Origin of the sequence: Sinomonas albida (assembly GCF_004919045.1) — a bacterium.
In the GTDB taxonomy this organism is placed as follows: domain Bacteria; phylum Actinomycetota; class Actinomycetes; order Actinomycetales; family Micrococcaceae; genus Sinomonas; species Sinomonas albida.
In genome coordinates, this window is the sequence record NZ_SWDW01000011.1 from 20,123 (window position 1) to 33,965 (window position 13,843).

The 13,843-nt window shown below is 70.1% G+C and carries 15 protein-coding genes and 1 pseudogene; 3 read left to right on the plus strand and 13 right to left on the minus strand.

Annotated elements, in window-relative coordinates:
* Positions 1–76 precede the first annotated feature (76 nt).
* The 4 genes from rplI to rpsF form a co-directional block, all read right to left on the minus strand.
* Complete coding sequence (gene rplI, locus E6A26_RS11960; RefSeq protein ID WP_136611431.1) at positions 77–529, minus strand: 50S ribosomal protein L9; 453 nt, start codon at positions 527–529, stop codon at positions 77–79.
* A 19-nt stretch (positions 530–548) separates the two neighbouring features.
* On the minus strand, positions 549–788 hold the full coding sequence (gene rpsR / locus E6A26_RS11965; RefSeq protein ID WP_010144869.1) for a 30S ribosomal protein S18: 240 nt from the start codon (positions 786–788) through the stop codon (positions 549–551).
* A 62-nt stretch (positions 789–850) separates the two neighbouring features.
* Positions 851–1,456 carry a single-stranded DNA-binding protein gene (locus tag E6A26_RS11970; protein WP_136611432.1) on the minus strand — a complete coding sequence of 202 codons (606 nt, stop codon included), beginning with the start codon at positions 1,454–1,456 and terminating at the stop codon, positions 851–853.
* A 62-nt stretch (positions 1,457–1,518) separates the two neighbouring features.
* Positions 1,519–1,824 (minus strand): 30S ribosomal protein S6, encoded by a 306-nt coding sequence (gene rpsF / locus E6A26_RS11975; RefSeq protein WP_136611433.1) that lies wholly within the window; start codon positions 1,822–1,824, stop codon positions 1,519–1,521.
* A 299-nt stretch (positions 1,825–2,123) separates the two neighbouring features.
* Here rpsF and E6A26_RS11980 point away from each other — a divergent pair, with 299 nt between their 5' ends.
* Complete coding sequence (locus E6A26_RS11980) at positions 2,124–2,789, plus strand: DUF1345 domain-containing protein (RefSeq protein WP_234865406.1); 666 nt, start codon at positions 2,124–2,126, stop codon at positions 2,787–2,789.
* 80 nt (positions 2,790–2,869) lie between these two features.
* Here E6A26_RS11980 and E6A26_RS11985 read toward each other — a convergent pair whose 3' ends face one another.
* The 7 genes from E6A26_RS11985 to E6A26_RS12015 all read right to left on the minus strand — a co-directional run bounded on the left by E6A26_RS11985 (position 2,870) and on the right by E6A26_RS12015 (position 9,709).
* A complete protein-coding gene (locus tag E6A26_RS11985; protein WP_136611434.1) occupies positions 2,870–4,147 on the minus strand; it encodes a M18 family aminopeptidase in 1,278 nt (425 codons plus the stop codon).
* Positions 4,148–4,249: 102 nt separating this feature from the next.
* Complete coding sequence (locus E6A26_RS11990; RefSeq protein WP_136611435.1) at positions 4,250–4,981, minus strand: glutamine amidotransferase; 732 nt, start codon at positions 4,979–4,981, stop codon at positions 4,250–4,252.
* A 76-nt stretch (positions 4,982–5,057) separates the two neighbouring features.
* Positions 5,058–5,744: an HNH endonuclease signature motif containing protein gene (locus E6A26_RS11995; RefSeq protein ID WP_136611436.1), complete on the minus strand. Its 687-nt coding sequence runs from the start codon at positions 5,742–5,744 to the stop codon at positions 5,058–5,060.
* A 110-nt stretch (positions 5,745–5,854) separates the two neighbouring features.
* Entirely contained in the window at positions 5,855–6,559 is a 705-nt protein-coding gene (locus tag E6A26_RS12000) for a response regulator (protein WP_136611437.1), read from the minus strand.
* Positions 6,559–7,842, minus strand: coding sequence for a histidine kinase (locus tag E6A26_RS12005; RefSeq protein WP_234865408.1), 1,284 nt, complete (start codon positions 7,840–7,842; stop codon positions 6,559–6,561). Before E6A26_RS12005 ends, E6A26_RS12000 begins: the two co-directional genes overlap by 1 nt.
* Positions 7,843–7,862: 20 nt before the next feature.
* On the minus strand, positions 7,863–8,732 hold the full coding sequence (locus E6A26_RS12010) for an ABC transporter permease subunit (RefSeq protein ID WP_136611438.1): 870 nt from the start codon (positions 8,730–8,732) through the stop codon (positions 7,863–7,865).
* Complete coding sequence (locus E6A26_RS12015) at positions 8,729–9,709, minus strand: ABC transporter ATP-binding protein (protein WP_136611439.1); 981 nt, start codon at positions 9,707–9,709, stop codon at positions 8,729–8,731. The genes E6A26_RS12010 and E6A26_RS12015 overlap by 4 nt, the downstream gene beginning before the upstream one ends.
* Before the next feature lie 222 nt (positions 9,710–9,931).
* Here E6A26_RS12015 and E6A26_RS12020 point away from each other — a divergent pair, with 222 nt between their 5' ends.
* Positions 9,932–10,834 carry an S-methyl-5'-thioinosine phosphorylase gene (locus E6A26_RS12020; RefSeq protein WP_136611440.1) on the plus strand — a complete coding sequence of 301 codons (903 nt, stop codon included), beginning with the start codon at positions 9,932–9,934 and terminating at the stop codon, positions 10,832–10,834.
* Positions 10,831–11,898 (plus strand): NAD-dependent epimerase/dehydratase family protein, encoded by a 1,068-nt coding sequence (locus E6A26_RS17925; protein ID WP_136611441.1) that lies wholly within the window; start codon positions 10,831–10,833, stop codon positions 11,896–11,898. The genes E6A26_RS12020 and E6A26_RS17925 overlap by 4 nt, the downstream gene beginning before the upstream one ends.
* A gap of 54 nt (positions 11,899–11,952) precedes the next feature.
* Here the strand turns inward: E6A26_RS17925 and E6A26_RS17930 are convergent.
* Both E6A26_RS17930 and E6A26_RS12035 read right to left on the minus strand, forming a co-directional pair.
* Positions 11,953–13,104, minus strand: a pseudogene (locus E6A26_RS17930) (sensor histidine kinase); the annotation flags it as partial.
* A complete protein-coding gene (locus E6A26_RS12035) occupies positions 13,104–13,814 on the minus strand; it encodes a response regulator transcription factor (protein WP_136611541.1) in 711 nt (236 codons plus the stop codon). The pseudogene E6A26_RS17930 and the gene E6A26_RS12035, both read right to left, overlap by 1 nt.
* Between the last annotated feature and the right edge of the window lie 29 nt (positions 13,815–13,843).

Here is a 13,843-nt window from a genome sequence, read left to right on the forward strand (position 1 = left end):
TGGCAGGGGCCCTCGCTGGGGTCCAACAGCGTCAGCTCCAACAGCGTGAGCTGCAGCAGCGTCGGCAGGGTCCGGACTACTTCGCGGCGACAACCTGAAGGTTGATGGTCGCGGTGACGTCATCGTGCAGGCGCACGGAGACGTTGTAGTTGCCCGTGGCCTTGATGTGGCCGGGAAGGACGACCTTGCGCTTGTCGATCGAGCCGAGGCCAGCGGCCTCAACGGCGGAGGCGACGGCTTCGGTGCGGACGGTGCCGAACAGGCGACCTTCCTTGCCGGCCTTGACCTCAAGGCGAACGGGCGTCTTGGCGAGAGCAGCAGCCTGCTCCTGCGCGGCCTCGAGCGTCTTGTGGGCCTTCGCGGCGCGAGCCGCGTTGAGCGTCTCGACGTGAGCCTCGCCACCACGGGTCCACCGCAGCGCGTAGCCGCGCGGGTAGAGGTAGTTGCGGGCGTAGCCGTCCTTGACCTCGACAACGTCACCAGGGGTGCCGAGTCCGGTCACTTCCTGGGTGAGGATGATCTTTGCCATGGTTCTCTCGTTTCCCTTCTCAGCCGCGGCCAGCGCCGGAGTAGGGGAGCAGGGCAACTTCGCGGGCGTTCTTGATCGCCTGAGCGATCTTCCGCTGCTCCTGCACGGTCACGCCGGTCACACGGCGAGCGCGGATCTTGCCGCGGTCCGAGATGAACTTGCGCAGCAGGGCGACGTCCTTGTAGTCGATGACAGTGATGTCAGCGGCCTTCAAGGGGTTGGACTTTGGTTTCGGCTTACGGATTTCAGCCTTTGCCATCGTGGAGCTCCTTTAGTCTCGCGGAGCCCGTGGTCACGCCACGGGATGGTTGGATGTGATGATCAGAACGGCGGCTCGGAATCGGAACCCGATCCCCAGCCACCGGCGTTGCTGACGCCCGGGGTCGCCCACGGGTCGTCGTTCTGGGCGCCGCCGCCGCTCCAGCCACCCGAGTTGCCGCCCTGGTTCTGAGAACCCTGGCCGCCTCCCCAGTTGTTGCCGGAGCCACCACCGGGGTTGCCCCCGGAGTTGCCGCCACCGAAGTTGCCGCCGCCGCCGAAGTTCCCACCCTGACCGCCGGAGCGCTGGGTGCGGTTGACCTTGGCGGAGGCGTAGCGCAGGCTCGGGCCGATCTCGTCGACCTCAAGCTCGATGACGGTGCGCTTCTCGCCCTCCTTGGTTTCGTAAGAGCGGCTCTTGAGCCGGCCGGAAACGATCACGCGCATGCCCTTCGTGAGGGACTCCGCAACGTTCTCGGCAGCCTCGCGCCAGATCGACGCGCGGAGGAACAGGGTCTCCCCGTCCTTCCACTCGTTGGACTGGCGATCGAAGGTGCGCGGCGTGGAGGCCACCGTGAAGTTGGCCACCGCCGAACCTGACGGCGTGAACCGGAGCTCCGGATCGTTCGTCAGATTTCCGATGACCGTAATCGTGGTTTCGCCTGCCATGCTGCCTCCTGGTCCGAGCCTTATGACGTTCTTACGGGGTGCCGAAGGGGTTTACGCCAAGACTACTTGGCGGACACCTTCTGGTCTTCGGGGCGGATGATCTTCGTGCGCAGGATCGTCTCGTTGAGGTTCAGCTGACGATCGAGCTCCTGCGCCGTGGCGGGCTCAGCCGTGAAGTTGACGACCGCGTAGATCGCCTCGTTCTTCTTCTTGATGTCGTAGGACAGGCGACGACGGCCCCAGATGTCCACCTTGTCGACGGTTCCACCGTCGGTGGTGATCACACTGAGGAACTTGTCGAGCGACGGCTGAACGGTGCGCTCGTCAACCTCGGGGTCGATGAGGACCATCAGTTCGTAAGGACGCATGCGTGAACCCACCTCCTTTGGGCTAAGCGGTTGCGGTCTCTCCGCAACAGGAGGTTCATTTGCGTTTGCCGCGCCCCGGCCATCGACGCGATGCGCCGGCCGGCAGCACAGACTTCCCTATGTTACCGGATCCAGTGCCCCTGTCCCAGCCGGGCCGCCTCCTCCCCCGGTGACGTCAACGCTACGCCGAGCCGCCGCCGTCGTCCGTACTGCGCGAGGCGATGTGGACGACACGCCGCATCCCCTGCCTGGGGAGGGAAAACTGGCCGGTTGCGAGACTCGAATGCAACGATCGTGACATGACGCCACAGACCGTCCCCGCCCGATCAGCCCGCGCCAGGACCGCACGCCGCCGCATCTGGATCATGGTGGTCGTGGGCCTCGCCGCCGCCCTCCTGACCGGCTTCCTCAACTCGTGGTGGCACGCGCCCGCGGCCGGTTGGGGCGCCGCTGCGCTCCTCTACGACATCTGGGTCTGGGCCCGGATCAGCCGGATGGACCCCGCCGAGACTCGCGAGCACGCGCGCGAGGAGGATCCGCGCAGATCCACCCGCGACTTCCTCATCCTGTGCGCGAACGCCGCGGCCATCGTCGCGGTGCTCATCGTCATGGTCTCGGGCAACCAGGCCGAGAAGCCCATGAAGATCGCCCTCGCCCTCCTGGCCCTCATCGTGGTCGGAGCCTCGTGGCTCATGCTGCACACGCTCTTCACGCTCCGCTACACCGAGCTGTACTACGCCTCGGAACCCGAAGGCGGCATCAACTTCAACCAGGACATCCCGCCGAGGTACACGGACGTGGCCTACATGGCGTTCAGCCTCGGCATGACCTACCAGGTCTCGGACACGTCGATCACGAACCACAACATGCGCGCCGAGGCGCTCAAGCACAGCCTCCTCGCGTACGTGTTCGCAACGCTCATCCTCGCCGCGACGATCAACCTCGTGATCGGCCTCGCGAGCTAGACGCCCGAGCTAGACCCGCGGACGGGGCGCGCGGACGGCGCGGGCTGGGCGCCGCGGCCGGGCTCTCCGGCTGGGCCCGCTCAGCCCGCGAAGAAGCGCTCCGCGACGAGCGCCAGCCGCCACGGGTCCTGGACCCCGGCGAGTTCCCGCGCGGAATGCATGGACAGGAGCGGGACGCCGACGTCGACCGTGCGGATTCCCAGCCGGGTTGCGGTGAGCGGCCCGATCGTCGAACCGCACGGCACGTCGTTGTTCGAGACGAACTCCTGGTACGGAACCTCGGCCTCCGCGCACAGCCGGGCCCAGAGGGCCGCCCCCGCGGCGTCCGTCGCGTACCGCTGCTGGGCGTTGATCTTCAGGAGCGGGCCGCCGTTGAGCACGGGGCGGTTGGCCGGATCGTGCTTCTCGGGATAGTTCGGGTGGATTGCATGGCCGGCGTCCGCGGAGACGTGCCAGGACGCCGCGAACGCACGACGGCGCTCGGTCGCCGTCGCGCCGAGGACGTCGCCGATGCGGGCCAGGACATCCTCGAGGAACGGTCCGCATGCGCCGGACCGCGTGGACGAGCCGACCTCCTCGTGGTCGAACGCGGCGAGCACTGGGATCGCCGTCTCCCGGGCGCCGTCGAGGGCCCGGACGAGGGCCGTCACGCCCGCGTGCACCGATGAGAGATTGTCGAGCCGGCCGGAGGCGAAGAACTCGCCCTCCGAACCGAAGACCGCTGGCTCCTGGGTGTCCGCGACCACGAGGTCGTAGCCGCCGACCTCGCCCGGATCGACCCCCGCGAGCTCCGCGAGCACGCCGAGCAGGTCGGCGCCCGCCGGGTTGCCGAGGCCCCAGACGGGATTCATGTGCCGCTGCCTGACGAGCGTCAGTCCATCGTTGACGGCGCGATCGAGATGGATCGCAAGCTGTGGGAAGCGCAAGAGGGGCCCGCTCGCCACGAGGTGCTCTGCGCCGTCGACCGTCACGAGCCGGCCGGCGAGCCGCAGCTCGCGGTCCAGCCACGAGTTCAGCATCGGCCCGCCGTAGACCTCGACGCCCGCCTGGAGCCACCCGTGCGCGCCCGTGGTGGGCTTGGGCTTGAGCTTGAACGACGGCGAATCGGTGTGCGCCCCGAGGATCCGGAACGGCGTGAGCGGGCCCGTGCCGTCCGGGATGACCCACGCGATGAGCGCACCGTCGCGGACCACCGCGTAGCCGCCGGGCGCAGCGGGCCACTCGTCGGCCTCGGAGAGCACCCGGAAGCCACCCTCCTCGAGGCGCCGCGCACCCTCCCGGGCAGCGTGGAAGCTCGACGGCGAGGCCATCACGAAGCGGCCGAGGTCAAGGGCGTGCAGATGCGCGGCGGTAGGCATGAACCCGAGTCTAGCCAGCGCGCACCGCCCGAAATTGGCCAACGCCGCCCGGAAGTGGCCAGCGTCAGCCCGAAGTTGGCCGGCGCCCGCAGGAACCCCGGCTCAGCGCGCGTAGCGCTCCACGAAGTTCCGCAGGATCCGCTGGGGTTCGTGGACGTGCGCGACCCGGGCCCGCTCCTTCACGGACTCGGCCTCCTCCGGCGGGAAGTAGCCCGAGTGCCGGTACGCGTCGACGCGGCGCTCGAGGCCGGCGAGATCGAGCTCGGGATGGAACTGGGTCGCGTAGAGGTTCCGACGGAACCGGAACATCTGGACGGGACACGAGGCCGAGCCCGCGAGCAGGGCGGCGCTCGAGGGGAGCGTCCGCACCGCCTCCTTGTGGCCCACGAACGCGTCGAAGCTCGTCTCGAGGCCCGCGCACAGCGGGTCGATGAGCCCAGCGGGGCTGAGCCGGACCCGCACGGGCCCCACAGGCTCGCCGAAGCGGCGGTCCACGACCGCGCCCTCGTGGACTCCGAGGAGCCCGACGCCGTAGCAGGCCCCGAAGAACGGGAAGTCCTCGACGACAATGCGGTCGAGGAGCGCCCCGATCTCGGCTTCGACCCGGAGCTGGCACGCGCTCTTGGATTCAGGGGGATCTGACGCCGTGTACGGACTGCCGCCCAAGATCACCCCCGAATAGTCCTCGAGGCGGATCTCGGGAAGTGGGCCGGCCTCGGCCCGGACGCGGTGAAGATCGCGGGACTCGAGGCCGCCGTACTCGCAGAACGCCCGGTATTCGTCGTCCGCGACGACGTCGTGGTCTCGCGACGCGAGCAGCAGGAAGGGCCGCATGCGGACATTGTGCTCCCGGCGCCGACGCGCGCGATAGCTAGCCACGCCCGGGGCGGAGCGCGGAGCCAACGCGCGCCTAGTTCCCGTCGCTGCCCGAACCGCCCGTGTAGTGGCCCGTGGTCCAGTCTGTCGCCATCGTCCTCTGGATGGAGGCGAGGCTCGCCGTGCCCGCGCAGAGCGCCGAGAACGCGTCCTCCTCGACCTGATCCTTGTCGTTGTGGACGAACGACGACGCCGAGGGCTTGCCCGACGCGAAGGTGTTGGGCTCCGGCCACAGATTGCGGATATCCGAAGCGCCGCCGTCGGCGAGCGGCACGAGGTGGTCGAGCTCGTACTTCGAGGACTCGGACGCCGGAATCCCGTACGCCGCCATGATCTGGGCCTTGGCCTTGTCCGTGATCCCCACGGGAGGCCGCACGCTACTGGTGTAGCCGCCCTTGCGGCACACCGTCTGCGAGAGCGTGGCAGGCGTCACGGCGCCGTCGATCGCGCCGGGCGTGCACGCGGGGTCAGGCAGGGGCTCATGGCTCGAGGTGTAGCGGGTGTGGCACGAGCCCGGGGCGGGCATGGGGCCGTCGACTCCCTTGTCCGTCCATCCGTGGCCGGCCGCGACCACGAGGCCCGAAGCGTCCGAGCTGCCCAAACTGCCCGAGGATTCCTTGCTCGGGCCGGCCGACCCTCCGCACCCGGCGACTCCAACGGCCAGGCCGAGGAGGAGCAGCGAACACGCGGACAGGGAGCCGAGGCGGCGCGCAGAGATCACGGTCGTCCAGCCTAGGCGAAGGCAGCGTCGGGGCCGGTTCGCGACACCGCGGGAGGCCGGGGTGACGAGGCTCGAACGACGGCGGACGGCAGTGCGCTGGGCTATTCCGCTCAGTAGTCCGGGTTGCTCGGCACCACGAGGCCTGTCTCGTACCCGTACACGACCGCCTGCACGCGGTCGCGCAGGTGGAGCTTCGACAGGATGCGCCGGACGTGGCTCTTGACCGTGGCCTCGGAGAGATAGAGCCGGTGCGCGATCTCGGCGTTGCTGAGCCCCTCGCAGATGGCGCGGAGCACCTCGAGTTCGCGCGGGGTGAGGTCGGCGAGCAGCGGGTCGGGCTGGGCTTCGGGGCGTCCGACGGCGGCGCCCTCCGAACGCACGTACGTCTCGAGCAGGCGTTGGGTCACCCGTGGGCTCACGACCGCGTCACCACTCGCCACGAGCCGCACGGCGTGGACGAGCTCAGAGGGCGCCACGTCCTTGAGCAGGAACGCCGACGCCCCCGCCTGGAGCCCGGCGAACGCGTACTCGTCGAGGTCGAACGTGGTCAGGATGATGATGCGCGCGGAAGGAGACGCCGCGGCGATGCGACGCGTCGCCTCGATCCCATCCATGACGGGCATGCGGACGTCCATGAGCACCACGTCCGGCTCGAGCTCCCGCGCGAGACGCACGGCCTCGGAGCCGTCGCCCGCCTCTCCGACCACCTTGATCCCGTCCTCCGCCTCGAGGACCATCTTGAAGCCGACCCGCAGGAGCGGCTGATCGTCCACGAGCAGGAGCCTGAGCACCTGCGCCTCGTCGTTCTCCCCCATCAGTCCCTCTCCGTCCAGTGAAGTTCAGCGTCCACTCGCCATCCTCCCCCGGACCGCGGCGCAGCGCGGAGCGATCCGCCGAAGATCGCCGCGCGCTCCCTCATGCCGGCAATCCCCCCGCCGGTCCCAAGGTAGGCGTCGGGGCCCTCAGGTGCCGTCCCGCCGTCGTTCTCGACGCGCACTCGCACCACGCCAGCTTCCCGGGCCACCCGCACATCGACGCGGCCCACGCCGCGCGCGTACCTCAGGACGTTCGTGAGCGATTCCTGCACGATCCGGTAGACGGCGAGTTGGAGGGCGGCGTCGCTGGGGAGGGCCTCGCCGTCCTGCGTCAAGGTCACGGGGAGACCCGCGGCCCGGAACCCGTCGACGAGCGACTGGAGCCCGCCCAGGGCGGGCGTCCTGCCCGCCGAACCCGAGTCGGCGCGGAGCACACCGAGCACGCGCCGCATGTCCGCGAGCGCAGCACGGCCCGTGCCCGACAGCTCGCCGAGCACGGCTTTGGCGGATTCGGGATCTCGGTCGACGACGCGCGCGGCGCCGTCGCTCAGCGTGACCATGACGGTGAGCGAATGGGCGACGACGTCGTGCATCTCCCGCGCGATGCGGTTGCGCTCCTGCACCGACGCGAACTGGGCGCGGCGCATGGCCCACTCCCTGACCTCTGCCTGGTGCAGACGATTCCCGCGGACGACGATCCCCACGCCCACGGCCACGAGGTTGGACAGCACGACCGAAAGTGACGCGACGAGTCCGATGAAGGGCCCGTGCTCGGCCAGGAATTGCTCGCCGGGCCGGTACGCGAACGCGAAGTACGCGGCGATCGGCACGCTCGCGGCAACCGCGGTCACGAGCGCCCACAGCGTCCGGACATTCACCGCGACCGCGTAGAGCGCGAACCACACCGCCGCGCTCGTGCTGCCGACGTCCGGCGTCGCGAACAGCACTGCGGTGTCCGCCGCGACGATCGCCGCGAGCATCGGCCACGGGGCCTGGCGCCGGAGGAACAGGGCCGCCTGCTCGAGCACGACGACGGCCAGCTGCCACCAGTGCCCGCCCGCGGCGGTCTCGACGATGGCCCCGAGGGACAGCACGATGCTCGCCACGACGACCACGGCGTCCATCACGAGGGGCCGCTCGTACAGGTACTGGCGCACCCGTCCTCGCCGAGCGGGCGGGATGTACCCAGCGCCGACGGGCTCCGTGGGAGCGATCGCGGGCACGCCGGCGGGGGGCACGCCGTCCGTCCTGGGCGTACCCCCCGCCGGAGTGAGGCGGACCATGCTGTCCATTGTCCTTCGGGCTACACGTCCCGCTGCTTCAGGGCCGTGTACGCGGCCCCGAGGAGCACCACCACGTAGCCCGCGAGGACGAGTGCGCCCTGCCAGGGCTCGAGGTAGGTCGTGTCAAGCGGCGCACTCGAGCCCGCCTGGAACATCGCGTCCGCGGCGTTCGAGGGGAGGTACTTGCGCGCCTCCTTGAAGAAGTCGCCGGGGATGAGCTGGAAGATGATCGGCAGGACGAACTGCAGCGCGACGAGCGTGACAATCGATCCGGCCGAGTTCCGCAGCAGGCCCCCGAGCGCGAGGCCCATGAGCGCCACCGCAGCCACGTAGGCGGCGTTGAGCAGCATGAACCGCTGGACGTCCCAGCTCGCCATGTCGAGGTGCAGCCCGTTGTAGTTCCCGAGGATCGGCTGCGCGACGAGGCCGCCGAGGTAGCCGCCCACGTACGTGAGCACGAAGCCGATCACGATCGTGTACACGGCCTTAGCGGTGAGGACCGGCCAGCGGGTAGGCACCGCGGCGAACGTGGCGCGCGACATCCCCGTGGTGAACTCGCCGCTGATCATCAGGACCGCGAGCGAGCCGATGATGAGCTGGGAGAACGTCACGCCGGCCACGGGAAGGTGCGGGAGCAGCTGCGCGATGTTGACCGACTCACGCGGCCCGGGGCCCCCGCTCCTGAGCGACTGGCTGAGCTGGCCGGCGCCCCACGCCTGGAGCGCCGCGAAGCCGACCATGAGCGCGATCGCGCACAGCAGGAGGATGCGGGTGGAGAGGAGCGACAGGATCTTGATGCGCTCGGAGTTGAGCACCCGGAAGAAGTTGGGGCCCGGGACGCGCTCCGTCTGAGCGGACACGTGACGATGCGGCTGGACTGCGGTGCTCATCGGGATGCCTCCTGGGCCTCGGCGGGAGCGGGCTGGGCAGCGTGCGCGCCACTCGGGTGGGCGGCAGTGGCACCTTCGTCCGAGCGGTACTCCACCTCGTCCTTCGTGAGCTGCATGTAGGCCTCCTCGAGCGAGGCCTGGAGCGGCGTGAGCTCATACACGAGGACACGGTTGTCGAGCGCGATCTGCGCAATGGTGCGGGGATCGAGGCCACTGACCTCGAGCACCTCGCGCTCCGAGGCCTGGATCGAGACGCCGGAGCGCGCGAGCAGCCGCGAGAGGTCCTCGGGACGGTCCGTGCGCACCCGGGCGCGGGCCTTGCCCTGACTGTCGATGACGTCCTGGATCGGGGCGTCGGCGAGGATCTTGCCCCGCCCGATCACGATGAGGTGATCGGCCGTCTGCGCCATCTCGCTCATGAGGTGGCTCGAGAGGAAGACCGTGCGCCCGGTGCTCGCGAGGTACTTCACGAGATTGCGCACCCACACGACGCCCTCGGGGTCGAGGCCATTGACGGGCTCGTCGAGGACCACTACCTGTGGGTCGCCGAGCAGGGCTGCGGCAATGCCGAGCCGCTGGCCCATGCCGAGCGAGAAGCCCTTGACCTTCTTCTTGGCGACGGCCCCGAGGCCGGTCATCTCGATGACCTCGTGGACGCGCTTCGCAGGGATTGCGTGGGTCGCTGCGAGCGCCGAGAGGTGGCTGAAGGCGGTACGCCCCGGGTGGACGGCGCGCGCTTCGAGGAGCGCGCCGATCTCGCGGAGCGGGGCCCTGTGCTTGATGTACGGCGCGCCGTTGACCGTGACGGTCCCGCGCGTGGGCGCATCGAGGCCCATGATCATTCGCATCGTGGTGGACTTGCCGGCGCCGTTGGGCCCGAGGAAGCCGGTGACCCGGCCGGGCTCCACGGTGAACGTGACACCGTCGACGGCGGTCTTCTCGCCGTAGACCTTCGCCAGGTCGGTTGCCTGGATCATGTCGCCTCCTGAGGTAGCTGACGGTTCCACGCTAGGACGCTCCACCCCGTCGCGCGACGCCCAGCGGGATGAACCTCGGTCTCGCCCATCCTCCTCGAGGACTAGGGGTAGGTGGGGCTTAGGGGGCGCGGGTAGGTGGGCGCCGGGACGGCTCGCAGCGCCGTCACGGAATCGTAAGGCGTGCCCGGCACGCGGCCTGACGCGCTGGGGCACGATGGGTTCGTGGAAGCTGCGAACGAGCCAGAGACGAACGGTTCAGGGCCGACGGCCACCGTCGCGATCGTGGGAGGGTCTGGCCTGTACAGGCTCGAAGGTCGCGCGGTGGAACTGGAGATCCCGACGCCCTATGGCGCGACGTCGGCACCGATCTCACTCGTGGACGCTCAGGGCACCACGATCGCCTTCCTGCCGCGACACGGCAGGGGCCACACGGTCGCGCCCCAGGCCGTCAACTACCGTGCCAACCTCTGGGCGCTCAAGCGTCTCGGCGTCTCCGCTGTGTTCGCCTCCGCGGCGTGCGGGGCCCTCGTGCCCGAGCTCGCCCCAGGGACCTTCGTGATCCCGGATCAGTTCATCGACCGGACGTGGGGCCGGCGTGACACCTTCTTCGACGGCGAGGGCGCGGTGACCGGGGTCCTGCACCTTCCGGCCGCTGATCCATACTGCCAGACTCTGCGGGGCGTCCTCGCGGACGCACTGGACGAGGCCTGGGTGCCGTTTGTCCCGGCGGCGACCATGGCCGTTGTCAACGGACCCCGCTTCTCGACCCGGGCCGAGTCTCGGTGGCTCGCCCAAGCGGGCGCCCACGTGGTCGGAATGACCCAGTACCCCGAGGCGGTCCTCGCCGCCGAGCTCGGGATCGGTTACGCAGCTCTGGCGTTCGTCACCGACTCCGATGCCGGCGTCGACGCCGCCGAGGCAGTGACTGCGGACACGGTGTGGGAGCGCCTCTCCGCGGCGAGCGAGATCATCGAACGCGTCCTCACGGCCGCCGCCCGGCGTGTGCCTGCCGACTACGAACCCCGAACGCTCCTTCCCCGCGACGCCGTCGGCACCCTCATGGCCGCGAACGTCTCGGCCGCCGGAGTCCGGCCGGCGGCCGACTGGGCCGGAGCAGACCGATGAGGGTCCTTGTCACGGGGGGCGCCGGATTCATCGGCTCGGCGGTTGTCCGCACGGCGTTGTCGGAAGGCTGGGAGGTCCGCGTGCTCGATGCCGCGGCGCCCCCCGCGGAGGGCGGTCCGGTCTCCGGCGATGCAGCGTACGACGGCGCTGACTACGTCCGCGGCGACGTCGCCAACGCTGAGGTGCTCGACGCTGCCCTCCCCGGTGTCGACGTCGTCTGCCATCTCGCAGCGAAGGTTGGCCTCGAGCGGGGGATGGGGGACGCGCCGTCGTACACGAGTGCCAACGTCCTCGCGACCGCCGAGCTCTTGTCGGCGCTCGCCCGCCATGGGGTACGGGGACTCGTACTCGCGTCGTCGATGGTCGTCTACGGTGACGGTTCGTACGTCCACCCCGAGTCGGGGCGAAGCGTCCGGCCCGCGCCGCGGAAGGAGGCCGATCTCGCCGCCGGCCTTTTCGAACCTCGCGACCCGGACGACGGCTCCGTGCTCCTCCCAGCGCTCACGTCCGAGGACGCTCCGACGGATCCGCGCAGCGTCTACGCACTGAGCAAGCTCGCGCAAGAACATCTCGCCGCGGCGTGGGCGCGCGCGAGCGGTGGCACCGCCGTCGCCCTCAGGTTCCACAACGTGTATGGCCCCGGCATGCCGCGGAACACCCCGTACGCGGGGGTGGCTGCGCTGTTCGCGTCGGCCGTGAGGCGGGGCGAGGCGCCGCAGGTGTTCGAGGACGGCAGGCAGCGGCGGAGCTTCGTGCACGTCGACGACGTCGCAGCGGCGACCGCGCTAGCGGCCGGAAACGTCGCGGCGCTCGCTCGGAGCAGCACGGGTTCCGGGTCCTTCCGCGCCTTCAACGTCGGCGGCCCCGGGGTGCAGACCATCCTCGACGTGGCCCAAGCGCTCACCCGCCGGCCCGGCGCCCCGGCTCCCGTCATCACGGGCCGATACCGCGCCGGCGATGTCCGCCACATCACCGCGAGCTCGGCCGCGATCGCCGCCGATCTCGGCTGGCGTCCGCGCGTCGCCTTCGACGAGGGGATGCGCGACCTCGCGTCCAGCCTCTGAAAGCCGGCCGCCGGCGTCGACCGCCCCCTCATCGCCGCCGGCGTCGAGCGGAAAGGCGAGGGTGAACCGGCAGCCACCGTCGCGGTTCTCCACCGTGACGCTCCCGCCATGGGCCCGAACGATGCCCGCGACGACGCTGAGACCCACGCCCGCGCCCGCGTAGAGGAGCTCCCCGCCCCCAGACCCAGCTGCTCTACCCCGCGACGCCGACTTCCGCCAGCCCGGAGTGAAGAGCTGGGGCAGATCCTCGTCGGGAATGCCCCCGCACGTGTCCTGGACCCACACGAGTCCCTCGCTGCCTCCTTTGCCGAGGCCGACCGTGACCATGCCGCCGTCGACGCTGTACATGATGGCGTTGAGCACCACGTTGCGCAGGGCCCGACCCGCCGTGCGGGCATCCACCAAGACTCGGCACCCGGACGATTCGCCAGATTCGCCGCCACTCAGCGAGACGCCCTGCTGGGCCGCGAGCGGCGCGAGCTCGGCCATGACATCGCTCGCCAAGTCGTAGAGCTCGAGCGGTTCCGCGCGCAGCGTCAAGGTCCCGGCTTCGAGCGTCGAGAGCTCGAGGAGGTCGTTGACCATCACCGCCATGTGGTCGGTTTCGGCGATCATGCGGCGGTGGTAGTCGTCCGCACTGGTGGCCACGCCGTCCTCGAGGGCCTCCGCCATGGCCCGTACGGCGGCGAGCGGGGTTCGCAGATCGTGGGAGATCCACGCGACGAGCTCGCGGCGCGCCGATTCGATCGCGGCCTCGCGGGCCCGCGACTCCTCGAGTTTGCGGCTGGTTCGCGCGAGCTCGTCCGCGAGAGCGGTGAGTTCGGCGCTCCCGACCCCGCGTGCAGGCGGCGAGGGGCGCACGCCGAGGACCTCGCCGCGGCCGATCCTCGCGGCGTCGGCAATAAGCCGCGCGGTCGAATGCGAGAGGCGGAATCCGAGGAAGAGGGACATCGCGATCGCCACCGCGCCCGCCGCCGCGAGGATGACCCACAGCGCGAGCAGATCGCTTTCGGCGATGGCCATGGCGTCGAAGGCGTTGACGACTCCCGCGACGAAAACGCCGACGGTCGCGGCCACAACGATGACGAGCTGAATCCAGAAGGGCGCGCGCCTGGCGAGCCGCTGGAGGCCGATGCTCACTGCGGTGATCCCGGCCGCCCACGCGAGCAGCCAGCCGAGGATGCCGAGGAGGGCCTGTGCCTGCATCAGGTGCTCCCGTCGAATCTGTAGCCGACGCCCCACACTGTCGTGAGCAGCCGCGGGTGCTTGGGGTCCGCCTCGATCTTCTCGCGGAGCCGGCGGACATGGACGGTCACGGTCGAGAGGTCTCCGAAAGACCAGCCCCAGACGGCCTTGATGAGCTCCTCCCGGCTGAACGCCTGGCCCGGACGCCGCAGGAAGAAGGCGAGGAGGTCGAACTCGCGAAGCGTCAGCGTGAGAGGTTCGGCGCCGAGCTTCGCCGTGCGCGACCCGGGATCAAGCCAGATCCCGCCGCCTTCGACCGGAGGCTCAGGGTCGAACTCCCTGAGGCTCCTCCGGAGCACGGACTCGACCCGAAGGACGAGTTCGCGCGGAGAGAAGGGCTTGGTGATGTAGTCGTCGGCCCCGGCCTCGAGGCCCGTGATCCGGTCCTCCTCGGTTCCCAAAGCGGTGAGCATGATGAGCGGGACGTCCGTTGTGGCCCGCAGCCGCCGGCACACCTCGGCGCCGTCGAGGCCTGGGATCAGGCGGTCCATGAGGATGAGGTCCGGCTCGCGGGTCGCGGCGAGGTGCATTGCCGTGAAGGCGTCGTGGGCAACGTCGACCTGGAATCCGGCCTGGAGAAGGTACCCGCGCACCACATCGCTCAGAGTCAGCTCGTCCTCGACGACCAGGACCCTCCGATTGCCCAAGGGATTGCTTGCGGCGTTGCCCAGCGCCTTGCCTGAGGCGCTGCCCGAGGGGG

What these genes read in the sequence shown, in the direction of transcription:
- rplI (WP_136611431.1), bottom strand. Translation starts at nt 529, where the DNA reads ATGGCAAAGATCATCCTCACCCAGGAAGTGACCGGACTCGGCACCCCT.
- rpsR (WP_010144869.1), bottom strand. Translation starts at nt 788, where the DNA reads ATGGCAAAGGCTGAAATCCGTAAGCCGAAACCAAAGTCCAACCCCTTG.
- E6A26_RS11970 (WP_136611432.1), bottom strand. Translation starts at nt 1,456, where the DNA reads ATGGCAGGCGAAACCACGATTACGGTCATCGGAAATCTGACGAACGAT.
- rpsF (WP_136611433.1), bottom strand. Translation starts at nt 1,824, where the DNA reads ATGCGTCCTTACGAACTGATGGTCCTCATCGACCCCGAGGTTGACGAG.
- E6A26_RS11980 (WP_234865406.1), top strand. Translation starts at nt 2,124, where the DNA reads ATGACGCCACAGACCGTCCCCGCCCGATCAGCCCGCGCCAGGACCGCA.
- E6A26_RS11985 (WP_136611434.1), bottom strand. Translation starts at nt 4,147, where the DNA reads ATGCCTACCGCCGCGCATCTGCACGCCCTTGACCTCGGCCGCTTCGTG.
- E6A26_RS11990 (WP_136611435.1), bottom strand. Translation starts at nt 4,981, where the DNA reads ATGCGGCCCTTCCTGCTGCTCGCGTCGCGAGACCACGACGTCGTCGCG.
- E6A26_RS12000 (WP_136611437.1), bottom strand. Translation starts at nt 6,559, where the DNA reads ATGGGGGAGAACGACGAGGCGCAGGTGCTCAGGCTCCTGCTCGTGGAC.
- E6A26_RS12005 (WP_234865408.1), bottom strand. Translation starts at nt 7,842, where the DNA reads ATGGTCCGCCTCACTCCGGCGGGGGGTACGCCCAGGACGGACGGCGTG.
- E6A26_RS12010 (WP_136611438.1), bottom strand. Translation starts at nt 8,732, where the DNA reads ATGAGCACCGCAGTCCAGCCGCATCGTCACGTGTCCGCTCAGACGGAG.
- E6A26_RS12015 (WP_136611439.1), bottom strand. Translation starts at nt 9,709, where the DNA reads ATGATCCAGGCAACCGACCTGGCGAAGGTCTACGGCGAGAAGACCGCC.
- E6A26_RS17925 (WP_136611441.1), top strand. Translation starts at nt 10,831, where the DNA reads ATGAGGGTCCTTGTCACGGGGGGCGCCGGATTCATCGGCTCGGCGGTT.